Source organism: Flavobacterium bizetiae (assembly GCF_902804475.1).
Taxonomy (GTDB): domain Bacteria; phylum Bacteroidota; class Bacteroidia; order Flavobacteriales; family Flavobacteriaceae; genus Flavobacterium; species Flavobacterium bizetiae.
Genome location: NZ_CADCSU010000087.1, coordinates 102,899 through 126,222, shown reverse-complemented (window position 1 = coordinate 126,222; position 23,324 = coordinate 102,899). Strand labels below are relative to the sequence as shown.

Below are 23,324 nucleotides of genomic sequence, written 5' to 3'. Positions count from 1 at the left end.
ATCCTGAAACAAAATAACCAAACAAGAAATGCAGCAAATTTTTAATTTTATTATAAGAAACAGTAATCGATTGCTGTTTTTGCTGCTTTTAGGCATTTCGTTGGCTCTCACAATTCAAGCGCATTCTTTTCATAGAAGCAGAGTAATCAGCTCGGCTAATTTTTTAAGCGGAGGCGTTTATGAAAAAATCAATCATATTAATGAGTATTTGAATTTAAGAACTGAAAATGACGAGCTTGTACTTGAAAACGCAAGATTAAAAAGTCTTCTATTCAATAAAGAAGATACTGATACTACAAAAGTACCTTTAGCGAATAACGTAAAAGGAATCAAACCTGCAGATATCATTGTTTCAAAAGTAATTCACAATTCATACAATACGCACGAGAACTATATCACCTTAAATTCCGGATCAAATGACGGAGTTAAACCTGATATGGGTGTTATCAACAGTTTAGGAATTATTGGCGTAATTGATAATACTTCACCAAGATATTCAACAGTAGTAAGTATTTTGAATATGAAATCGCATATTAACGCTAAATTGAAAAAATCAAACCACTTTGGTTCGTTGACATGGAGCGGAAAAAGCACAGGATTTGTTCAGTTAGAAGATGTACCTAGATTAGCTTCTATCAGAAAAGGAGATACAATTGTTACCGGTGGTCAATCTGTAATTTTTCCGGAAGGAATCAACATTGGTACAGTCGACAAAATATACGTTAAAACAGGTACCAGTTATTATGTCATAAACGTTAAACTATTTAACGACATGACAAACCTAGGACACGTTTACATTATCAAAAGTAAGGACAGAGAAGAACTTATTAATTTAGAAAAAAAGGAGAAAAATGAATAGCGCTGTATTAGGCAATATTTTTCGATTTATTATGTTACTAGCAATTCAGATTGTTATTTTCAATAATATGAATTTTTTAGGGTACATAAGTCCCTTCCCATACATCCTATATATTATTTTGTATCCGGTAAACAGCAACAGAGCAGGTTTAATTTTCTCTAGCTTTTTACTAGGACTCACAATGGATATGTTTTGTAATTCAGGCGGAATTCATGCAACAGCCTGCGTTATCCTTGCCTACTACAGACCTTATATTTTTAAATTCTCATTTGGACTGAGTTACGAATATCAAACTATTAAACTAAATGATTCATTAACACCTGAAAGGTTTTCATTTATTTTAGTATCTGTTCTATTACATCACATTGTATTATTCGTACTAGAAGCATTTCAATTTAAATTCATTTGGGACATTTTACTCCGAACATTATTTAGCTCAATATTCACAATAATTACCTCAATTATAATAATTTACCTTATTAAGCCCAATAAACGATGAGAAAAATTCTGCTGCCCTCTTTAATTATCGTTGCAGCATCTTTGCTAGTGATGAGGGTATTTTATTTGCAAATTATAGACGATTCTTTTAAATTAAAATCAGAAAATAATGCAATCAAGAAGCAGTATGACTATCCTGAAAGAGGCTATATTTATGACCGAAATGGAAAGTTATTAGTTGCGAATCAGGCTTCTTATGACATCATGGTAATCCCGAGAGAGATTAAAGAAGATCTTAACGTTAGCGAATTTTGCACATTATTAAATATTACTAAAGAAGACTACGACAGGAGAATTGCAAAAGCCAGAGTATACAGCCCAAGGCTTCCTTCTGTATTTTTACCGCAATTAAACAAAAATGAATTTGCTGCTTTTCAGGAAAAAATCAGAAAGTATGAAGGTTTCTATTTCCAGAAACGTTCTCTTCGTGATTATGAAGTAGATTATGGCGCCAATATTTTTGGCTCTATTTTACAGGTAAATGAAAAATTAATTGCTAAAAACCCTTATTACAATAGTGGCGACTTAATTGGAAGACAAGGTGTTGAAGAAAGCTACGAAGAAGTTTTACGCGGTATAAAAGGTGTAAAATACATCCAGAAAGACAAATACAATAGAGAAATTGGTTCTTATAAAGAAGGCAAATACGACACTATCGCTGTTGCCGGAGAAGACATTAATCTGACTATTGATGCTGAACTTCAAAAATATGGTGAAGAATTAATGATCAATAAAAGAGGTGGAATTGTTGCCCTTGAGCCTAAAACAGGTGAAATTTTGGCATTAGTTACCGCCCCTTCTTATGATCCTGGTATTTTGGTGGGAAGACAAAGATCTAAAAATTACACGCTTTTATATCACGATTCGATTGCAAAACCATTATATGACAGAGGCCTTCTGGCAGAATATCCTCCTGGTTCACCTTTTAAAATCTTAACAGGTTTAGTTGCATTACAAGAAGGTGTTATTAATGAACAAACGACTTTTATGTGTCACCACGGATTTAGTTATGGTGGTGGACGTTTTATGAAATGTCACGGTTTTGGACCTCATCAATTACATAACGGAATTTATCTTTCCTGTAACACTTACTTTGGTCAGGCGTATATGTTAACCATTAACAAATATAAAGATCCGGGCAAGGCAGTTGACGTTTGGAGTGATCACGTAAAAAGTTTTGGATTAGGACAATTTATGGGTTATGATTTACCAACAGGTAAAAGAGGAAATATTCCAACTTCTAAGACCTATAAAAAAATCTATCCTAACGGAGGCTGGAGAAGTTCAACAATTGTATCCAATGCTATTGGTCAGGGTGAGGTTTTGATGACTCCTATTCAATTAGCAAATATGATGGCAACTGTTGCGAATCAAGGTTATTATTATACGCCTCACATCATTAAGAAAATTGAAGGCAAAAAAATCGATTCTAAATTTACAACAAAACACGTAACTACAATTGATCAAAAATATTTCCCACCGGTCATAAGTGGTTTATTTGATGTTTACAACAAAGGTACAGCTGCTTCACTTAGGGTAAATGGGATTGATATTTGCGGAAAAACAGGTACAGCAGAAAACTTTGCCAAAATTAACGGAAAAAGAACTCAGCTTAAAGACCACTCTATATTTGTTGCTTTTGCCCCAAAAGACAACCCTAAAATTGCTATTGCGATTATGATTGAAAATGGAGGTTTTGGAGCAACAGTTGCAGGACCAATTGCTAGTTTAATGATCGAAAAATACTTAAGAAAAAAAATCACAAGAACTGATTTAGAAATTCGGGTATTAAACAAAAGTCTTGTAAGTGAATATGCAAAATTAGGAGGACCGACTGCAGCGAGCGCTATTGAATCTACTCCGAAAGACTCGGTTATGAGAGCAAAAATAGCAAAGCTGCCAAAAGTAGAAGTTAAAAAAGTACCTTTAGACACCACCCAAGAAAATTAATACAATTATTTCAAATGAAAAACCAAAGTATAAAAAATAACATTGACTGGATAAGTGTTTTTATTTACACTGCGTTGGTAATATTGGGATGGCTAAACATTTATTCCTCGTCATTATTATCTACCGACGGAACCTATCAAAAACAGTTAATTTTTATTGGCTGCACCATTCCTTTGATTTTTATCGTACTTTTTGTTGATGGAAAGTTTTATGAAAAATACGCCAGTATCATTTTTGGTGTTTCATTATTATCACTAGCAGGTTTATTCCTTTTTGGAAAAACGATTGCTGGTCAAAGATGCTGGTATGCGATTGGAAGTTTTACTATTCAGCCTTCTGAGTTTGCAAAAGCCGCTACATCATTAGCATTAGCAAAATATTTAAGTGATACACAAATTAATCTAAAGGACGTAAACAGGCAAGTTCAGGCTTTGGCTATTGTTTTTCTTCCTGTATTATTAATTCTACCTCAACCCGATCCTGGAAGTGCTTTAATTTACAGTATTTTTATTGTTGTTCTGTACAGAGAAGGATTGCCTTCATGGTACGTATGGACTGGTTTCATCACTATTTTATTATTCGTTTTAACGCTTGTCTTAGAACCTTACGCTGTTATTTTAATTGCTTTAGGAGTATTAATTATTATCCATTTTAAAGGCAGGGCTGTCGACAGAAACATTCTTTTAAGCGGTATTTTATTGGCTGTAATTTCGGCTTTTGTATTGTCTGTAGATTATGTTTTCGACCATATTTTTAAGCAACACCACCGTGACCGTTTTAATATCTTATTAGGTAAAACTGTCGACATGAAAGGTATTGGATACAACACCAACCAATCAGAAATTGCGATTGGATCAGGAGGCTGGATTGGAAAAGGTTTCTTAGAAGGAACTCAAACCAAAGGAGGATTCGTTCCTGAGCAACATACCGATTACATTTTTACAACCGTTGGTGAAGAATGGGGTTTTGCAGGATCAATAGTAGTTATTGCGCTTTTTGTTGGTTTATTATTAAGAGTAATTTATTTAGCCGAAAGACAAAAAACAAAATTCAGCAGAGTTTATGGCTATTGTGTTGCCGGAATTTTATTCACTCACTTTTTTGTAAACATTGCAATGGTTATCGGGATTTTTCCAACTATTGGAGTTCCTCTTCCTTTCTTTTCTTATGGAGGTTCCGGACTTTGGGGATTCACTATTTTGCTGTTTATCTTCTTAAAAATGGATGCGAATAAGGTAAATGAATGGTAGGCTTTTGGGATAAATTCCAAGGTTGAAAATTCCAAATTCCAAACTTTAGAAAAGTTACATTTTAAAACAAAACTCTTCATTATTTTAAGTTGAGTTGTTTCTAATATTCAATGCTGTCATTGCTTTTAAAAGCACGAGAATCTCATTTAAAGGATAATTTTAACCAACATACAACTAAGCCCAAAGCTTCAGATTTAGGTAACGAATGACAATATAAACTTATCATTCTCGACGTTTAAAAATCATACAGAATTTCAAGCATAAAAAAAGTCCGAAGTTTAAAACTTCGGACTTTTTTATGTGTATGTTAATTATATCTTTTCGCTTGGTCTTTTCTTTAAAAGCTTTACTAAAACCGGGAAAGTAGAGATTATTACGATGATAATAATAATATATTCAATATGGTGTTTTAAATCGATTCCTTGTTTTAAGAACACTCCGTATAGATAATGTCCTGCGAAAATCAGGATAAACGACCATAGAAAAGAACTCAGAATATTATAAAACATGAATTTCTTTTTATCCATAGAAACTATACCTGCAATGATTGGTGCAAATGTTCTGAAAATTGGAAGGAAACGTGCATAAATAATAGCTTTTCCTCCATACTTTTCGAAGAAGTCTTTAGATTGTAAAAGATATTTTTTCTTAAACCAGAATGAGTCTTCTTTTTTAAACAAATAATAACCGCTTTTGGCTCCAAACCAATAGCCTGTCATGTTTCCTAAAACCCCCATTATGGCAACAAGAGTAGAAAGCACAAATACATTTATAAAGTCTGCCGGAATATCAACCACATTTAGCATCAGGTCGCGGCTGTAAATACCCGCCAAAAAAAGTAAACTGTCTCCCGGAAGGAAGAAACCTGCAAAAAGTCCTGTTTCAGCAAAAACGATAAACAAAACAATAAATAAACCAATTTGGACACCGCCAATACTTAATGTGATATAAAATTCAGGGTTAATTAGTTGAGTCCAATCAAAATTATTCATAAATGCGTTTGGTTATATTTATAAGTTCGTGAAATTAACAATAATTTGCTTCAACACCAATAAATTGCTATATTTTAAAGATAAATTAACTATTAAAAAGCCCAAGTTTACACTTGGGCTCGTAAGATAATTATTCTCTTACATACTTGCAGCAAGAATGTAAATTTTCATAATCAGTATCTGTTGCCTTAACATCCTTAGTATCATGCCCTACTTTGGCAATAGCTTTATTCAAATCTTCAGGAGATGACTTTTCTTCATTTAAAATTACAGCAAGCTGGTGTGAACCAATATCCCAAGTTGCTGACTTTACGCCAGGAACCGCAAAAGCTGCTTTTTCGATTCGTTTTTTACATTGCTCACAATTACCGTTTACTTCTGTAGTGTATTTTAAATTCTTGTTTTTCTTAGTTTGCGCCTGCGCTGAAAATCCTAAAAAAGATACTAATGCAATTAAAATTATATTTTTCATATTGTTTATTATTTATTGTTATTAAAATTGATTTTTGAAACTGAATTTTTATTTTATTTTAAATCGTAATCCTGCGTAATACATTTGCCCAAAAATTGGCGCATACGCAATAGATGCATCAAAGTTAGGACCAAATGGGTTTTCGGCACCTAAAATTGCTTTTTGTTGTTTATAGTTTCCTATATTTTCTCCTCCAACATATACTTCTAAAACCGGAGAAATAACTCTTGTTACCTGAACATTCATAACAGCATACGAAGGCGAGAAATCAGGAAACTGATCTTCTACAGGATTTGATGCCGTATAAGGCAATTGCTGTTTTCCTGACCAGTTAAATGTATAATCAAACTTCCATTGTTTACCATTATTTAAGTTGGTTTCATATTCTAAATTTCCCAAAAAACGGTGTTTGGCCTGTAATGGACGTTGAAAAGTACCTGTTAAATAATCTGTCTGAATGTCATAATATTTGTATGCCGTTCTAAGGTTAAGATTATGAATTAACTCATAATTAAATTCAAACTGAAAGCTATTTGCAAAAGAACTTCCTCTTAAATTATAAAAAGAAACTTCTTGCGGGCTTTGCATCAAATCTACAACGGCCTGATTTTGAAAATCGGTACGATAGAAATCAAATCCGGCTTCGGCATTTTTATTAAAAAGTTTGAATTTCTGAGAAAAACTCACTCCGTAATTCCATGCAATTTCAGGATTCAAACCATAAATCTTTCCGTTTGTATCTAAAATCTCAAACGTTCTTGAACTAGCAAAAAGTTGTTGGTTCTCTGCAAAAATATTTGCCGAACGTTTTCCTCTACCTGCAGAAAAACGAATTACTCCATCTTTCCAAGGATTGTATCTCATATGCAAACGAGGCGTTACAAAAAAGCCCAAACGATTATGATTATCTACTCTACCTCCTAAGATTAAACTAAAATTATCGGCATTATCATACGTATATTCAAAGAACGCTCCTACCGAATTATCAATTCTACTATAGTCGTTTACATTCACGAATTCCTGATACTGATCATAAGTAAAATTTAAACCCGTCGAGAACTTATGCATCGTGTTGTTGATAATCGAATTGAAAATTAAATTCGAATAAAAACTATTCTGCTTAATGTCATACAAATTCAATCCAAAATAAGAGTTTTGATTATGACTATTGAAAGCATTCTGAAAACCTATACTTTGATATGGCATATCTTTAAAAACGTAACCAATCTTGGTAGAAACATCAAAACGTTCTGTATTAATTTCTGAACCCCAATGATTTGTTGTTCCGCGATCTCTGTCTTTATCAAAATCAACTTCTCCGGTTTGTTTTTTATCATTCATATATCTAAAATTGATAAAACTAACCAAACCACTTTCAGGATTATAATATTGATAACGATTTAAAACATTGATTTGTTTCCCAAGCGGATTATCCAGAAACCCGTCGTCGTTCATGTCGTTTTTCGCTACACGGGCATTTCCGTGCACAAACAAACTTGTAGCCCATTTATCAGACAACTTTTTATTAAAATGAGTATTTACTTCAAAACGCGCATCGGTAGAACCGTATACGTTTAAAAAGAACGGAATGTCATTTAAAGGTTTCAAAAGTTCTGTATTAATCTGACCCGAAATACTTTCATAGCCATTTATAACACTTCCGGCTCCTTTGGTAATCTGAACACTTTCGATCCAGGTTCCGGGCGTAAATGACAATCCGTAAGCCTGAGAAGCTCCACGAACCGAAGGAATATTTTCTTCAGTAATTAACAAATACGGACTGGTCAGCCCCAGCATTTTTATTTGCTTGGTTCCTGTTAAGGCATCAGAAAAATTGACATCTATTGATGGATTTGTCTCGAAACTTTCGGCGAGATTACAACAAGCCGCTTTTAGTAATTCTTTACTAGTAATAACACTTGTATTGGAAGTAAGGGTATAAGATTTTTTAATCCCTTTTTGCTTTTTGGTAATTTTTACTTCGTCCAGATCTTCTTGTGAAAATGCAGCAACAGAAAGTAAAATCATACCCAAAAGCATGATATTTTTTTTCATAAAAAAAGATTTTAATGTAATTAGAAAAAGCTGTTTTGTAGAAAATTTTCTAAATAAAAAAACAGCATAGTACAAACCATAAAAGGCTTGATTCTAAACATTAAAATCAGGAATAAAAAATATATTGGCTATACAGCTTAAATAAGGGGGGCGCATTCGCATCAGAATAATACGAAATGATTTTATTGCTTTTGAAATTTGGAATTGATACAAAAGCAACTGGTTTGAATTCCTGAATTACAGCCGGAAAAGCAAATTGAAAAAAGAAAAACTTAATAGTGGCATTGTCAGACTTTTTCTCAAAATGAACTACTTTGTCTTTACAACAAGAAGATTTCTTTTCAGACTCTCCACAACATTTCTTTTCAGGAGATGCAGTAACAGAAGTGTTTAATGAAACAGAAGCTATCTCGCCACCACAATAATGCACATCAAAAGCAAACCCAATGTTGGAAACCAACAATAGGAACGCTAAAAATAATCCTGTGCACTTTTTTAAATTCATGATGCAAAACTACCAAAAAAGAGTTAAAAAAATATCTAATGAAATGTTATTTTTTAAGATTTTGCTGCTGATAGTAAAATGCAGGTATAAACAGCAAGACAAAAATGGGCTGAATAATAAATCTTCTGACATAAAAAAGAAGCCAGCTCCAATCCTTAAAATAATTAATAATTACAAAAAACATCCCTAAAAGCAATATTAGAAAAAAAACATACAAAATCGCGCTAAACTTCAGTATTTCAACCTCCTGAAATAAGGTATAAATAAGAAGTAAGGACAAAAGAGTATTGAGTAGATAACGAAATAATAATCCGCCAAAAAGCCTAAAAGAATCTATTGAGGGAAAAGGCGCATCTTTAAAATCAGATTCGAAATAAGCTAAGAAAGGATCATAAAACAATTTCCCCTCAAAAGCTCTTATAACACCAAAACATACTATAATAAAGATTGCAGTTATAATTTTGCCTTTATGTTGAAGCAGCTTACTTAGCATATTTAGAAAATTTATTTACCCATACAATCCATAAGATAAAAACAGAACCATAAATAATGAGCGGAAAAAAAGTACCGTGTAAAAAATGATTGTACTTAGGAAAGTAAAACAACAACACAATCAAAAGAGCGATTCGAACAACATTTAGAATATATATGAACAAAATACCGAACAAAATATAAAGCAAGGTTGTTTTTAGTTTTCCTGAAAAAGCAAGCACAAAAGAAATAAACAGGATTATAACACTTACAGCATTACATCCCTCAACAATTCGCACACTATAATGCTTATTGTACCAAACCTCTAACCAGGAATCGGTAATACTTTTATAAATTTTAATATCGCAATGAAACACATTCATTAATTGCGCTACATTTTTACCTACTATATTGGTTATTCCGTCGACATCATTTACATCAAAAGTATCGAGATACAATTTATAAACTAATGTAAGTACAATATAGGCAGCAAAAAAAGTGCTTATAAATATAAGGAAGGGCTTAAATTGAATGAGGTATTTTTTCAACAGAATTTTTTTTCAAATTTATGTATTTTTTGAGATTAGCTTTAAATACTTTTGTATAAAATTTTAAGATTATGACATTTCAGGAATTAGAACCAAAAATAAGCGCTATTGTAGCTGATACAAAATTAGTTAGAGACGAAAAATTATTGGCTATCTGCCAACTATTGAATGCAAATGTAGAGTACTATAACTGGGTTGGTTTTTATTTCGCCAATCATGAAGCCAAAACTTTGCATTTAGGTCCTTATGTAGGAGCAGAAACCGATCATACTGTGATTCCGTTTGGAAAAGGAATCTGCGGACAAGTTGCCGAAAGCAACGCCAATTTTGTGGTGCCGGATGTTGCCGCACAAGACAATTATATCGCTTGTAGCTTTATTGTAAAATCTGAAATCGTAGTTCCTTTATTTGTAAACGGTCAGAATATTGGTCAGATTGATATTGACAGCCATGTTATAGATCCCTTTACTGAAGCTGACGAACGTTTTTTAGAATTTGTAAATCAGGAAGTTGCTAAATTGTACTAAAAATAATACATTCGCGTAACTTTACTTTTAATTCTTTATGAAACTAATTTTACGCGTTTTCTTTTTCTGTATTATTTCAACAAAATTATATTCTCAAACTGACGCTACTTTAGACAAAGTTATTTATCTGGATTCTAACTCTGTAGAAACAACAGACGAAAACTATAAATATATAAGAGTAATAAAAGAGTATTTTTCTAGTAATAAAAAAACTTATACAGTTAAGGATTACTACAAATCACAAAAATTACAGATGATTGGCACATCATCTGACAGGGACATTCTTAAAGAAGAAGGCCCTTTTGTCTACTACTATGAAAATGGCAATAAAGAATCAGCAGTAAGTTATTCAAAAACAAAAAAAACAGGAAAAGAGTTTAATTGGTATGAAGATGGAAATTCAAAATCTGAACTTGAATATTTTAGAAAAAAGGATGAAGTGCTTTTTAAAGTAAATAGTTTTTGGAATCCAGAAAAAGAACAAACAGTAATTAATGGTAATGGCCACCTTAAAGAAGTAAACGAAGAAGTTGAACAAAGCGGGAAAATAAAAAACGGCCTTCCTTATGGAATCTGGAAAGGAAAAAGCATAGAGACTCAATGTACATTTACAGAGAATTATGAAAACGGAAAACTAATATCCGGAGTAAGTATTGACTCTTTAAATATTGGTCATCATTATAAAATTATATTTCAGGAAGCCGTACCAAAATCCGGCATGCAATCCTTTTATAGAAGCATCTCTCAAAATATGGATCTTCCTGAAAACAATATATGCGGCAGTATGTATATCTATTTTATCATCAATAAAGAAGGAACCCTGACTGAACTAAGAGTTTTAAAAGGACTTAGTACCGTTTTAAACGAAAGAGCAATAGCCACAATAATAAGTGCTGGAAAATGGAATCCGAGACTAATAAGAGGCATACCAGCACAGGGAAGCTATTCAATACCTATTACAATTGTAAAAAACAATCAATAAAATTCGTTTTTCCAAAAAAAAGTTCTAATTTTGCACCGTCTTACAAAAGATGTACGACATACATAAAAATCATTAAATAATATTGGAATGTATTTAACTAAAGAGAAAAAAGAAGAGATTTTCGCTCAACACGGTGAAGCAACAAACACTGGAAAAGCAGAAGCTCAAATCGCATTGTTTACTTACAGAATTAGTCACTTAACTGAGCACTTGAAAAAAAATCGTCATGATTACAACACTGAGCGTTCATTAGTATTACTAGTAGGTAAAAGAAGATCGTTGCTGGATTACTTGAAAAAGAAAGAGATCAACAGATATCGTGAGATTATCAAAGTATTGAATATCAGAAAATAATCAATATAGAAAAGAGGTGCGAGAGTGCCTCTTTTTGTTTTTACATTACAAGCATTTTATAAGAAAAAAAGTTTGGTTTTTCATTGGGTTTTAGATTAACAACAACTACACACACAACAACTACAACACAACTAAAACCCATTGTATAACCAATAAGGAAAAATTATGATTCCACAATTATTTGTAGAAAAAATCGATTTAGGTGATGGCAGAAGCATCACAATCGAGACAGGACGTTTAGCCAAACAAGCTGATGGTTCTGTAGTAGTAAGAATGGGCGACACTATGATACTTGCAACAGCAGTTTCAGCTCGCACTTCTAACCCAGGCGTTGATTTCTTACCATTAACGGTAGATTACCGCGAAAAATTCGCAGCAGCTGGTCGTTTCCCAGGAGGTTTCTTCAAGAGAGAAGCTCGTCCAAGCGATAGCGAAGTATTAACAATGAGATTAGTAGACCGTGTTTTACGTCCGCTTTTCCCAGACGATTACCATGCTGAAACACAAGTTATGATTCAATTAATGTCTCATGACGAAGAAGTTATGCCTGATGCTTTAGCTGGTTTAGCTGCATCTGCTGCATTAGCTGTTTCAGACATTCCTTTTTACAACTTAATCTCTGAAGTACGTGTTGCACGTATCGACGGTAAATTTGTAATCAACCCAAGCAGAGAAGACTTAGCAAAATCTGACATCGACATGATGATTGGTGCTTCTATGGACTCAGTTGCAATGGTTGAAGGAGAGATGAAAGAAATTTCAGAAGCAGAAATGGTAGAAGCTATCAAATTTGCTCACGAAGCGATAAAAATTCAAATTCAGGCTCAATTACGTTTGCAAGCTGCTTTTGGTAAAAAAGAAATTCGTATTTACGAAGGTGAGAAAGAAAACGAAGAAATTTACAAAAAAGTAAAAGCTGCAGCTTACGATAAAATTTATGCTATTGCAAAAGTTGGATCGGCTAAACACGAAAGATCTGCTGCATTTGCTGAAGTAAAAGAAGAAGTTAAAGCTTTATTTACTGAAGAAGAATTAGCTGCTGACGGAGATTTAGTTTCTAAATATTTCTACAAAACAAACAAAGAAGCTGTTCGTAATGTAGTATTAGAATTAGGTTTACGTTTAGATGGTAGAAAAACTACAGATATCAGACCAATCTGGTGTGAAACTGATTATTTACCAAGAGTTCACGGTTCATCTTTATTTACACGTGGAGAAACTCAGGCATTGGCTACTGTAACTTTAGGAACTTCAAGAGAAGCGAATCAAATCGATTCTCCATCTGAACAAGGTGAAGAGAAATTCTACTTACACTATAACTTCCCTCCTTTCTCTACTGGTGAAGCAAAACCACTAAGAGGAACTTCAAGAAGAGAAGTTGGTCACGGTAACTTAGCTCAAAGAGCATTAAAAAATATGATTCCTGCTGATTGTCCTTATACTATCCGTATTGTTTCTGAAGTTTTAGAATCTAATGGTTCTTCTTCTATGGCAACGGTTTGTGCAGGAACAATGGCTTTGATGGATGCTGGAGTTCAAATGGTAAAACCAGTTTCTGGAATTGCTATGGGATTGATTACTGATGGTGAGAAATTTGCTGTATTGTCAGATATTTTAGGTGATGAAGACCACTTAGGAGATATGGACTTTAAAGTAACAGGAACTGCTGACGGTATTACAGCTTGTCAAATGGATATTAAGATTGATGGTTTACGTTACGACATTATGGAGCAAGCTTTAGGGCAAGCACGTGAAGGACGTTTACACATTTTAGGAAAATTAACTGAAACTATCGCTGCTCCTAGAGCTGATGTTAAAGCACATTCTCCAAAAATCATCACCAGAACTATTCCTGGAAACTTTATTGGAGCATTAATTGGACCTGGTGGAAAAGTAATTCAGGAATTACAAAAAGCTACAGGAACAACTATTGTAATCAACGAAGTTGATGAGCAAGGTGTTATCGAAATTTTAGGTACAGATCCTGCAGGAATTGAAGCAGTATTGGCAAAAATCCAATCTATTACTTTCAAACCTCAAATGGGAGAAGCTTACGAAGTTAAAGTAATTAAAATGCTTGATTTTGGAGCTGTAGTAGAATATACTGCTGCACCAGGAAACGAAGTATTGCTTCACGTATCTGAACTAGCTTGGGAACGTACAGAAAACGTTACTGATGTAGTAAACATGGGAGATGTATTCCAGGTTAAGTATTTAGGACTTGATCCTAAAACAAGAAAAGAAAAAGTGTCAAGAAAAGCACTTTTACCAAGACCTCCACGTGAGGAGAAAAAAGAGTAATCAGATCTTAGTTTACTAAAGGTTTATTCATAGAAAACCCCAATTCAATTGAATTGGGGTTTTTCGTTTTTAGATCTCTTTCAAATCTTAGGTAATTTATCCATTAAACCATTTATGCCTCTTAATTGATTTTCCATCCCGAATTAAATAAGCATGATAAGAACTAGGCACGTCATGTGTCCATTTTGGTAAAAAGCAAATAATGAGATACACATCAATATGCCCTATTACTCCAAAAAATACTGCAAGAAAAAAAGGAATTCCTGCATGACCAAAACCTATCATCGAAACAAATGCAATAAGTAAAGTCACTCCCCATAATTTAGACAAGAGCGCATGTGTACATGTTTCTTTTCCAAATTTTAAAATGCTAAAAACGTACGTTAGTCCTTCCATTACAAAAATTGAAATAATAGCAAATTGGTGCTCAATTATTATTTCGGGATTTAATAACCACGTACACCAGCCCACGCAAAGCCAGAAAACCAAATCGACCTGACTATCCATTCTTCTTAATTTTTCAGACGACACACCTACCTTTCTGGCAATGATACCATCAAAAATATCAGTCAACAATCCAAATATCATTAATGACACTAAAATCATCCTAACGTAGGCAAAATTACTATTCGCAATAAAAATCATTACGAAACCCAACAGTAATCGAATACCAATAAGCAACACAGGAACTCTTTTCATGATTTTACCAGTTTAAAAAAGGCATTGACCTTTTATTGTTAACATTCCAAATCCCTAACTGAAAACCCTTAGAGTTCGACTTATTAAAAACTCCAACCTGTAAACCTTTATTAATTCTCGTTTGATTAAAAACCCCGATATGCAAACCACTTAACTGATACGATTGGTTGTAGACTCCAATCGTTGAACCACTCAAATTATTATTAGCATTATAAACACCAACCGAAAGTCCGTTTTGATGATCAGCAATCGTTCCTAAAACAGTCACCGAAAGTCCATTAAAATCCTTAAACTTATTTCCAGCCGAAATATTCAATCCGTTCATACTCGTCGTGGTAAAAAAACATCCAGAGCTAATATTCAAACCATTCAATTTCAATTCGGGCGTGTAACTCATGTTTTTAATTTTATAATCCTCTTCACTATTTCTAACGTAGTGGGTTCTTTTATTGTTTTTAATAATTTCCGGCAGATACATCAAAGACATAAATCCCATTAATGCCCCAACAGCCGGTGCCGGATTTGCTTCTATATTTACACCGTTAATTACCTGAGAACTTATATGTTTATTTTCAACATGGCCAACTCCAAGAACAAGTCCGTTTACTTTGTCTATTTTTTTAGAAATTGGAGAAAGACTAAAAATTTGCGAATGCAGTTTAACAGAATCAATAACCGGGCTTTTAATTGTATCCTGAGCATGTATTACTCCAAACACAAATAATAAGAGTACTAAAAATGATGTTTTCATAATTATAGTTTTAAAATTACAAGACAAACCTATTGCAATTATCACATATGAATTTGCATAAATCAATAAAACTATTTGCTATATTTGTGATTATCACAAATTATGAAATACCAGGAATCCTTATTAAAAGCAATTAGACTTAAAGTTTCTCCGTCAGTTTCTTTAATAGATGAGATAGCGGCTATTTTAGAAATTAGTTATGACGCTTCGCACCGCAGAATATCTCAAAAGAGCAAATTTTCTATAGATGAAGCAATAAAACTTGCCCATCATTTCAATATTTCTTTGGATAATTTATTTTCTAACAAAGAAAAAGTCATTGTCGAGAAAACCATCGAAATCGAGACTTTAAAAGATATGCTTCAGTATTTTAAATCTTCGGCAGAACAAGTTGAAATACTAACAAAGCATCCCGAAACCATACTTTACTATTCTGCAAAAGATATTCCGCTATTTTATTTTATGGACGGAACTATTCTGTCTAAATTCAAAGCTTTTGTCTGGCTGAATCTTTTAAATACAAATCAGAAAAAAGTTTCTTTTGAGAATTTTGTTATCGAAGAATCCTTTACCGAGTTCATGCAAAAACTAAAAAAAGCATACGAAAACACTTTTGTAAACGAAATCTGGAACGATACTACTATAAACAGCAGTCTACAGCAAATTCTGTATTTTCATGAAGCCGGTTTGCTCGATTTAAAAAGTGCCAATGCACTTTGCAAAGATTTAAAAAGGATTATCAATCTAATACAGGAAAAATGCAACAAACCCAATACTAATTTTGCTATTTATTACAACGAACTGATCTTACTCAACAACAACATGCTTATAGAAACTGACCAAAAATTAACCATGTTTGTCCCTTATACTTTACTTGGTTATTTTATCACTGACAATGATGATAGTTGCAAAAACGTACATCAGTTTTTTAAACAGCAAATTAGTAGCTCAAAACCTTTAGGACAATCAGGTATTAAAGAGCAAAACTTATTCTTTAACAGAGCCATTAGAAAGATTGACTATTATATCGAAAAAATAAACTCTCAAGTCGATCTGCTTTTTTAAAAACAGATTCGATTAAAGATTTACTTAAAAACCCAAATTCTTTAATAGAATTTGGGTTTCTTATTTTCCTGAAATTCAACATAAACCCTTATTTATTTTTTAACGGGAATTAAACTAAAAAAAACACATTAATTTTATCCTTTATTCGAAGAAAAAAAATAACTTTAACCCACCAAAAATAAACGTATTAACCCTAAAAACCCTATTATGACATTAAAAGTCGTTCAAAACAAAAAAATCAACTGTGAAGATTTTAAATTTAAAGATCCCCAAAATCTAACTTTCCCTATTCCTCCTCTGGCTTCCGCAAACTTTTATGACAATAAAGGAGTAAAAACCTTAAAGATCTGTGCTACATTGTATATCAATGCTGTAGAATCAGAAAAACCGACAGTGGATACAGCAATAGAAAAAGATGGTACTTTCACAATCTACTTTGACTATATATGGGACAAAGTCTCTCCGGATACTTATGATGTTTATTATGTAGAAACAGATTACACCTCTGATACTGTTGGAGATATAACAGAAGTGATCTCTTACTTGCAATATACAGTTCCTACTGTAGGTGGTGGACTAGGAGACGATCCAAAACTATCTAGAGGCACAAAGACAAGTTCGGCAGATTAATTCATCCATAGATAAGCTTAAACTTATTATATATTTGCCACGTTTTATAGAACCCTATCTTTTTGTGGCAAATATTTAATGACGATTAATCCATACAACATTCATACAATCCATTTTTTTTTGTGATTTTATAAAATGTCAATTAATGATTCAAAAAAAACACAACTTTCTTTTACTCTTTCTTTTCTTAACTTCAATTGCTTTATCACAGGAAAGTTTGAATTATTTTGATATTGCTATTCAAAAAAAAGCAAGTTCATTAAAAAAAGAAATTAATTTTAATAAAGCACAATCTTTTTTTTTTAAAGAAGAATGGGACTCCACATTGGTCTATTCAATGAAACAATTGAATTTCGATTCTGATTTAGAGACAAAAGAATATTGCCATTATTTTAGAGGTTATTCCTTAAAGAAGAAAGGACTTTACAAACAAGCACTAGTAGAATTTGGCTTAATAGACAAATCTTTCCAATACTATTATCTAGTCGATTACAATGTTGGACATTTATTTCATTTTGAAAAAAATTTTGAAAAAGCAATTGTTTATTTTTTAAAATCCGAAAATGAAATACTGAATCATAATGATGAAAATGAAATAGCCAATTTATATACAAATATTGGAATTTGTTATATGCATCTCAATAAATTTGACAATGCAGAATCTTATTTAAAAAAAGAGACTCTTTTAAATCCTAAAAAAGCCACAAAAAGCTTAGTTCGATCCTATATAAATATTGCAAACTTTTATTATGAACAATATAAAGACGAACAAGGTATCTATTATTTTCAGAAAGCCTATAAATTATCTAAAAACATAAAAGATTTCAAATTAAAAGAGAACTCAGCCTTCAACATGGCTGTCGTAGAAGAAAACAGAGCTGATTACAAAAAAGCTCTAGTCTATAGAAAAGAATCAGAGCAATGGAAAGATTCCTTAAATAATCAAAATAAAATTTGGGCCGTCGCTGACTTTGAGAAAAAGTTTGCAGTTGCTCAAAAACAAAAACAAATTAAAGTATTAGAAGTTGAAAACAAATTAAAAGATACACAACGTAACAGTTTGTTTTTTGCTTCAATAGGCTTACTACTAATTTTAACCGGAGGAGTTTATTTGTACGGTCAAAAAGTAAAAAATGCAAAAACTATTTTACTGCAAAAAAACAAACTCGATGAACTCAATGCTACTAAAGATCAGTTATTTTCTATTGTAAGTCATGATTTGAGATCGTCTGTAAATGCGTTAAAAACGAGTAATGCTAAATTATCCGCCACGCTCGAAACTAAAAATTATGATGAGCTCCACCAACTTATCATCCAAAATAGCACTATTGCCAATGGCGCTTATAGCTTATTAGATAATTTGCTGCATTGGGCAATGCTGCAAACCAAACAACTTTATTTTCACAAGGAATCTATTCACTTATATTCTATTGTACAGCAAATCGAATATAACTATAAACCTTTACTCCTCGACAAAGCCATTACTTTTGAAAATTCGGTTTCGAAAAATATCTTTATTTTTGTAGATCTTGATTCTTTAAAAATCGTACTTCGAAATTTATTAGACAATGCGATTAAGTTTTCTAATGAAAATGGCAAAATAAGTTTTTACACTCAGGAAACCAATCCTGATTTTTGCGATCTTATAATCGAAGATAACGGAATTGGAATGAGCGAAAACACCATTAAAGAATTACTGCAAGAAGGAGAACTTTTGGCTAAAAAAAGTGGTTCTGAAATTATAGGAACTGGTTTAGGCTTACAGTTATGCAAACAAATGATCAGGAAAAACAGCGGAACTTTAGCCATAGAAAGTGAGATTAACAAAGGGACCAAAATGATATTGAGTTTCCCAAAAACAAGAACCAATGGATAATATTAATGTTTTAATCATAGAAGACACTCCTGAACAAAGTGATGCACTTGTTAAGGTTCTGGTCGAGAACAATTATACCATTACAGGCGTAGCCACCAATTTTACAGATGCATTAAAACTTTTTTACGAGAATACGACAGATATTGTTATCATTGACGTTTTTCTGGACGGAAAACCAGACGGAATTACTTTTGCTGAATCTATTAATATAATTCCAAACGCTTCTAAACCCTTTGTGTTTTTAACCAGTTCTCAGGATCGTCAAATTTTTGAAAGAGCCAAACTTACCAAGCCTTTTAGTTTTTTGATGAAACCTTTTAATGAACTCGAAATTCTTTACGCTATAGAAATGGCGGTAGAGAAATTCTATGCTCAAACGAATGTTTTTATGAGCGAAGAACAAGATACCGTTGTGAGCAATGATTACTTGTTTATAAAGAAAAAAAACTCACTGAAAAAAGTAGCCATAAACGAGATTCTTTTCATAGAAGTCGAAGAGCGCTATTGTAATATTATTACCGAAAAAGAAAAATTTGTCATTCAGATCTCGCTGACCAAAATCAGTAATTTGCTTGATAAAAATAAATTCGTAAAAACGCATCGCAACACAATCGTGAATACAGATAAAATCGAAGAAATCATTCTGGCAGATAATCTTATCATTTTAAAAGGCGATCATAAAATAAACCTGAGCGATACTTATAAAGACTTTATAAAAAAGATGAATATTTTGTCTTAAAAAATTTCATCTAAAAAATAACAACATTAAAAATCCTCTTGAATAAAGAGGATTTTTTTATGCTTTGAAAGAAATATCCCAATCTGCTTGGGGTTTCTAAAATTTCATGACACAAAAAATAGCTTTCATGACATTTTTAACTTCAAACAAAAAAATCAAAATTACTTTTACGCTCAAGAAACCCCAAATAGTATCACCATAAAATGAGAATCGCACTAACCAAACAACCAGACATGAAAGTTTTATCTATTCTAAAAAAAATAAAAAATAATCCTTGGGTTGGTATTGCTGTTTCTTTAACATTGATTATCCCAAGTTTGTACGAAATCCTTGATGATGTTACTGTATTTCGAAAAGAATACATTCTCCTCATTTTTGCGTTTCCATTATATATAAAATCATTAAAAAGAATATTCGATGATATGTTAGATGTCTATGATGACTTATCTGAGTAAAAAAAGCTTGCCCCTTTTTCAACAAAAAACACTTCACACTTAAGCTTTTAAGTCTGGGTGTTTTTTTATTTTAAATAAAAATTTATTTTTTTGTAACCTTTTTGCATCTCTTTACGTATAACTACTTGTACACTTAAAAATTGAGGAGACAAAAAACATGAGACAACTTAAAATCACCAAGCAGGTAACCAATCGTGAAACTGCATCGTTAGACAAATACCTACAAGAAATTGGAAAAGTTGACCTAATTACCGCTGATGAAGAGGTAGAATTAGCACAAAGAATAAAGGCTGGTGATCAAAGAGCTTTAGAAAAATTAACAAAAGCCAACCTACGTTTCGTTGTATCGGTTGCTAAACAATATCAAAATCAAGGATTAACTCTTCCTGATTTAATTAATGAAGGAAACTTAGGTTTAATTAAAGCGGCTCAACGTTTTGATGAAACTCGTGGTTTCAAATTCATCTCTTACGCTGTATGGTGGATTCGTCAATCGATCCTTCAGGCTTTGGCAGAACAATCTCGTATCGTTCGTTTACCATTAAACAAAATTGGTTCTATCAATAAAATCAACAAAATGTACGCTTTATTAGAGCAATCTAACGAGCGTCCGCCTTCTGCTGAAGAAATTGCAAAAGAACTTGACATGACTGTAAATGACGTAAAAGAGTCTATGAAAAACTCTGGTCGTCACTTATCTATGGATGCACCTCTTGTTGAAGGTGAAGATTCTAACCTTTATGACGTTTTACGTTCTGGAGAATCTCCAAACCCGGACAGAGAGTTGATTCACGAATCTTTACGTACTGAAATCGAGCGTTCATTAGAAACATTAACTCCTAGAGAGGCAGATGTTGTTCGTTTGTATTTTGGTCTTGGCGATCAACACCCAATGACTTTAGAAGAAATTGGAGAAACTTTCGACTTAACTCGTGAGCGTGTTCGTCAGATTAAAGAAAAAGCAATCCGCAGATTAAAACATACTTCAAGAAGTAAAATCCTTAAAACTTACTTAGGATAATTTAAAACATAAATCCAATATTTTTAAATTCCAAATTCCAATTATTTGATTGGGATTTGGAATTTATTACGAAAGTGCTTATATTGGACTTTAAAGCAAACAACAGTTTGATTGACTGTTCGTTTTTTGATTGATGATTGAAACTCCGGCTGATTACCGGAGTTTTTTATTTTTATGATGGATGGTGTTTTTTTAACCACAAAGTTTTATTTAACCGCAATCCCGATAGCTATCGGGAGCAAAGATTTACGCAAAGTTCGCAAGGGTTTGTATAAGTTTTTTTTTTTAGAAATGCCAACTACACAAAGCTTTGCGAACTCTGCGTTTTTTATACATTGCAAAAAATAAAAATGCTTTGCTCCCGATAGCTATCGGGATTGCGGTTAAATTTCAATGCAAATCATAAAAAAATCTATCTTTGCAAAAAATAACACAACACACAACTACACAAAATGAAGAATACACTTATTGCTCCTTCTGTTCTTGCAGCTGATTTTGCCAATTTACAACGTGATGTCGAGATGATCAACAACAGTCAGGCTGATTGGTTTCATATTGACATTATGGATGGCGTTTTTGTTCCGAATATTTCTTTTGGAATGCCAGTTTTAGAAGCAATTTCAAGACATGCAAACAAATATATCGATGTACACCTAATGATTATCGATCCGGATAGATACATCAAAACCTTCGCTGATTTAGGCGCTAACGGCTTAACAGTTCATTATGAAGCTTGTACACATCTACACAGAACATTACAAGCTATAAAAGCTGAAGGAATGAAAGCCGGAGTTGCCATTAATCCTCATACTAATATCGACTTATTAGAAGATGTTATTAATGATATTGATTTAGTTTGTATCATGAGTGTGAATCCTGGTTTTGGAGGACAATCATTTATTGAAAATACTTATGATAAAGTAAAAAAATTAAAAGATTTAATTACTCGTAAAAACGCTTCGACAATTATTGAAATCGACGGTGGTGTAACAAGTAAAAATGCTAAACAATTAGTAGAAGCCGGAGCTGATGTTTTAGTTGCCGGAAGTTTTGTTTTTAAAGCAGAAAATCCAACTCAGACTATTGCAGAATTAAAAGCTTTGACAACTTTCTAAGTTTTAAACGAAATAAAAAACCAAGCCGAAGAGAAATCTTCGGCTTTTTTATGTGATTTAATTTCAAAATTAAATCTGCAGGATCTGCGTAAAAAAACTTTATAATCTTTTTAATTCTATCTAACCCTTTGTCAAAGGAACGCGGATCATACGGATTCGCTAAAGCGAAAACACGGATTAAGCGGATTTTATTTTTGATTATTTTAAAATCCGTTTTTAATCTGCGATTTTACTTTTGTAAATCTGTGTCATCCGCGTTCCTTTATAGACAATTCAAGTTAAAGACTCTTCTATGTCAAAGCCCTCAACAATAACTTTCTTGAATATGTAGCTAAAAAGCAAAATCAATTCGATAAAACTTTAGCTTTTCTATACGCAGTAAGACTGATCTCTTTATGTTTCTTAAAGAATTTGTTGAGATGACTTTCGTCTGAAAAACCAAATTCTTCCACAATTTCGTTAATTCTCATATCGCTAAAACGCAATCGATGTTCTATCAGCCGTATTTTATAATTTGAAATAAAAGACTGAATCGTTTCTCCGGAATGATTTTTAAAATAACTTCCCAAATACGTATCAGAGATATCAAATTCCTTTGCTACTGCCGAAGCTTTCAGTTTTTGAGGACAAAAAATATGAGCCTGAATATAATTAATGATCTCCAGGATTCTTTTATCTGCACTTTCTTTTACTCCTGTTGGTTTTATTTTCGCAATGTTTCTGGCGGCAATTACAATAAGAGCATTTACATAATGAGTAATTAAATCTTCATCGTAAATATCCTTATTGGCTATCGCATGAATCAACGAATCTGATATCGATTTTACAAGAAATTCATCTGCTTTTTGCTTTAAAATACAACCGGATAAATGTGTTGCATAGTGCAATAAACAACCTATATGATCGATACTTTTTGATTTGTATTCTTTTACATATTCGCTATTAATTTTCACCAATAAAAACTCTGTCGTATTTATAATATCAAAGTTATGATAATCATTTGGTGTCAGTAGCATTAGATTGCCTGCCTGATAGGATATGGCGTTCCCATTAATATGAAGAAATCCATTTCCTGAAATCACATAAACCATCTGAAAAAAACTGAATTGTGAATTTACAATTGGGCACTCATCTACTTTTTTGTAAAGCACTTCTACCGATTGATGCATGTTTTCTTTTCTCATACCACAAAAGTACTTTTTTATCATT

Annotated in this window: 24 protein-coding genes; 15 read left to right on the top strand and 9 right to left on the bottom strand. The window is 32.5% G+C overall.

Features of this window, described 5'->3' with window-relative positions; all coding sequences use genetic code 11:
- The first annotated feature begins 28 nt into the window (after positions 1–28).
- From mreC to rodA, 4 genes are read left to right on the top strand one after another with little or no spacing between them, the layout of a single operon-like run.
- Complete coding sequence (gene mreC / locus FLACOL7796_RS11170; RefSeq protein ID WP_173970868.1) at positions 29–859, top strand: rod shape-determining protein MreC; 831 nt, start codon at positions 29–31, stop codon at positions 857–859.
- The gene (locus FLACOL7796_RS24675; RefSeq protein ID WP_232067355.1) at positions 852–1,358 is read left to right on the top strand and encodes a rod shape-determining protein MreD; all 507 of its coding nucleotides are present in this window, start codon (positions 852–854) and stop codon (positions 1,356–1,358) included. The genes mreC and FLACOL7796_RS24675 overlap by 8 nt, the downstream gene beginning before the upstream one ends.
- The gene (gene mrdA / locus FLACOL7796_RS11165) at positions 1,355–3,307 is read left to right on the top strand and encodes a penicillin-binding protein 2 (RefSeq protein WP_173970867.1); all 1,953 of its coding nucleotides are present in this window, start codon (positions 1,355–1,357) and stop codon (positions 3,305–3,307) included. The genes FLACOL7796_RS24675 and mrdA overlap by 4 nt, the downstream gene beginning before the upstream one ends.
- A 14-nt stretch (positions 3,308–3,321) precedes the next feature.
- Positions 3,322–4,557, top strand: a complete 1,236-nt coding sequence (gene rodA, locus FLACOL7796_RS11160) for a rod shape-determining protein RodA (RefSeq protein WP_173970866.1) — start codon at positions 3,322–3,324, stop codon at positions 4,555–4,557.
- 311 nt (positions 4,558–4,868) lie between these two features.
- Here rodA and FLACOL7796_RS11155 read toward each other — a convergent pair whose 3' ends face one another.
- From FLACOL7796_RS11155 to xrtF, 6 genes are all read right to left on the bottom strand, one after another.
- Entirely contained in the window at positions 4,869–5,549 is a 681-nt protein-coding gene (locus FLACOL7796_RS11155; protein WP_173970865.1) for a DedA family protein, read from the bottom strand.
- Between the two features lie 130 nt (positions 5,550–5,679).
- Positions 5,680–6,021 carry a heavy-metal-associated domain-containing protein gene (locus tag FLACOL7796_RS11150; protein ID WP_173970864.1) on the bottom strand — a complete coding sequence of 114 codons (342 nt, stop codon included), beginning with the start codon at positions 6,019–6,021 and terminating at the stop codon, positions 5,680–5,682.
- Positions 6,022–6,069: 48 nt separating this feature from the next.
- Positions 6,070–8,076 carry a TonB-dependent receptor plug domain-containing protein gene (locus tag FLACOL7796_RS11145; RefSeq protein WP_173970863.1) on the bottom strand — a complete coding sequence of 669 codons (2,007 nt, stop codon included), beginning with the start codon at positions 8,074–8,076 and terminating at the stop codon, positions 6,070–6,072.
- 106 nt (positions 8,077–8,182) lie between these two features.
- The gene (locus FLACOL7796_RS11140; RefSeq protein ID WP_173970862.1) at positions 8,183–8,581 is read right to left on the bottom strand and encodes an HYC_CC_PP family protein; all 399 of its coding nucleotides are present in this window, start codon (positions 8,579–8,581) and stop codon (positions 8,183–8,185) included.
- Between the two features lie 46 nt (positions 8,582–8,627).
- Positions 8,628–9,074: an exosortase F system-associated membrane protein gene (locus tag FLACOL7796_RS11135; protein ID WP_173970861.1), complete on the bottom strand. Its 447-nt coding sequence runs from the start codon at positions 9,072–9,074 to the stop codon at positions 8,628–8,630.
- Entirely contained in the window at positions 9,064–9,600 is a 537-nt protein-coding gene (xrtF, locus tag FLACOL7796_RS11130; RefSeq protein ID WP_173970860.1) for an exosortase family protein XrtF, read from the bottom strand. The genes FLACOL7796_RS11135 and xrtF overlap by 11 nt, the downstream gene beginning before the upstream one ends.
- A 71-nt stretch (positions 9,601–9,671) precedes the next feature.
- On the opposite strand from xrtF, the gene FLACOL7796_RS11125 reads away from it, so the two are divergent.
- The 4 genes from FLACOL7796_RS11125 to FLACOL7796_RS11110 all read left to right on the top strand — a co-directional run bounded on the left by FLACOL7796_RS11125 (position 9,672) and on the right by FLACOL7796_RS11110 (position 13,764).
- Positions 9,672–10,127: a GAF domain-containing protein gene (locus FLACOL7796_RS11125; protein ID WP_173970859.1), complete on the top strand. Its 456-nt coding sequence runs from the start codon at positions 9,672–9,674 to the stop codon at positions 10,125–10,127.
- 37 nt (positions 10,128–10,164) lie between these two features.
- Entirely contained in the window at positions 10,165–11,109 is a 945-nt protein-coding gene (locus tag FLACOL7796_RS11120) for an energy transducer TonB (protein ID WP_173970858.1), read from the top strand.
- An 87-nt stretch (positions 11,110–11,196) separates the two neighbouring features.
- Positions 11,197–11,463, top strand: coding sequence for a 30S ribosomal protein S15 (gene rpsO, locus FLACOL7796_RS11115; RefSeq protein WP_041516556.1), 267 nt, complete (start codon positions 11,197–11,199; stop codon positions 11,461–11,463).
- Positions 11,464–11,628: 165 nt separating this feature from the next.
- Positions 11,629–13,764, top strand: a complete 2,136-nt coding sequence (locus tag FLACOL7796_RS11110; protein WP_173970857.1) for a polyribonucleotide nucleotidyltransferase — start codon at positions 11,629–11,631, stop codon at positions 13,762–13,764.
- 96 nt (positions 13,765–13,860) lie between these two features.
- Here FLACOL7796_RS11110 and FLACOL7796_RS11105 read toward each other — a convergent pair whose 3' ends face one another.
- Together FLACOL7796_RS11105 and FLACOL7796_RS11100 are read right to left on the bottom strand one after the other, a co-directional pair.
- Positions 13,861–14,463 (bottom strand): CDP-alcohol phosphatidyltransferase family protein, encoded by a 603-nt coding sequence (locus FLACOL7796_RS11105; protein WP_173970856.1) that lies wholly within the window; start codon positions 14,461–14,463, stop codon positions 13,861–13,863.
- 4 nt (positions 14,464–14,467) lie between these two features.
- Entirely contained in the window at positions 14,468–15,214 is a 747-nt protein-coding gene (locus FLACOL7796_RS11100; RefSeq protein WP_173970855.1) for an LA_2272 family surface repeat-containing protein, read from the bottom strand.
- 102 nt (positions 15,215–15,316) lie between these two features.
- On the opposite strand from FLACOL7796_RS11100, the gene FLACOL7796_RS11095 reads away from it, so the two are divergent.
- The 7 genes from FLACOL7796_RS11095 to rpe all read left to right on the top strand — a co-directional run bounded on the left by FLACOL7796_RS11095 (position 15,317) and on the right by rpe (position 22,115).
- Positions 15,317–16,279 carry a hypothetical protein gene (locus FLACOL7796_RS11095; RefSeq protein ID WP_173970854.1) on the top strand — a complete coding sequence of 321 codons (963 nt, stop codon included), beginning with the start codon at positions 15,317–15,319 and terminating at the stop codon, positions 16,277–16,279.
- Between the two features lie 207 nt (positions 16,280–16,486).
- Complete coding sequence (locus tag FLACOL7796_RS11090; protein WP_173970853.1) at positions 16,487–16,909, top strand: hypothetical protein; 423 nt, start codon at positions 16,487–16,489, stop codon at positions 16,907–16,909.
- 145 nt (positions 16,910–17,054) lie between these two features.
- Positions 17,055–18,785, top strand: coding sequence for a tetratricopeptide repeat-containing sensor histidine kinase (locus tag FLACOL7796_RS11085; protein ID WP_173970852.1), 1,731 nt, complete (start codon positions 17,055–17,057; stop codon positions 18,783–18,785).
- Positions 18,778–19,524, top strand: coding sequence for a LytR/AlgR family response regulator transcription factor (locus tag FLACOL7796_RS11080; RefSeq protein WP_173970851.1), 747 nt, complete (start codon positions 18,778–18,780; stop codon positions 19,522–19,524). The genes FLACOL7796_RS11085 and FLACOL7796_RS11080 overlap by 8 nt, the downstream gene beginning before the upstream one ends.
- A gap of 203 nt (positions 19,525–19,727) precedes the next feature.
- A complete protein-coding gene (locus tag FLACOL7796_RS11075) occupies positions 19,728–19,979 on the top strand; it encodes a hypothetical protein (protein ID WP_173970850.1) in 252 nt (83 codons plus the stop codon).
- A gap of 157 nt (positions 19,980–20,136) precedes the next feature.
- Positions 20,137–21,000 carry a sigma-70 family RNA polymerase sigma factor gene (locus FLACOL7796_RS11070; protein ID WP_007804760.1) on the top strand — a complete coding sequence of 288 codons (864 nt, stop codon included), beginning with the start codon at positions 20,137–20,139 and terminating at the stop codon, positions 20,998–21,000.
- Between the two features lie 452 nt (positions 21,001–21,452).
- Positions 21,453–22,115, top strand: a complete 663-nt coding sequence (gene rpe, locus FLACOL7796_RS11065) for a ribulose-phosphate 3-epimerase (RefSeq protein ID WP_173970849.1) — start codon at positions 21,453–21,455, stop codon at positions 22,113–22,115.
- Positions 22,116–22,459: 344 nt separating this feature from the next.
- Here rpe and FLACOL7796_RS11060 read toward each other — a convergent pair whose 3' ends face one another.
- Complete coding sequence (locus FLACOL7796_RS11060; protein ID WP_173970848.1) at positions 22,460–23,299, bottom strand: helix-turn-helix domain-containing protein; 840 nt, start codon at positions 23,297–23,299, stop codon at positions 22,460–22,462.
- Positions 23,300–23,324: the final 25 nt, after the last annotated feature.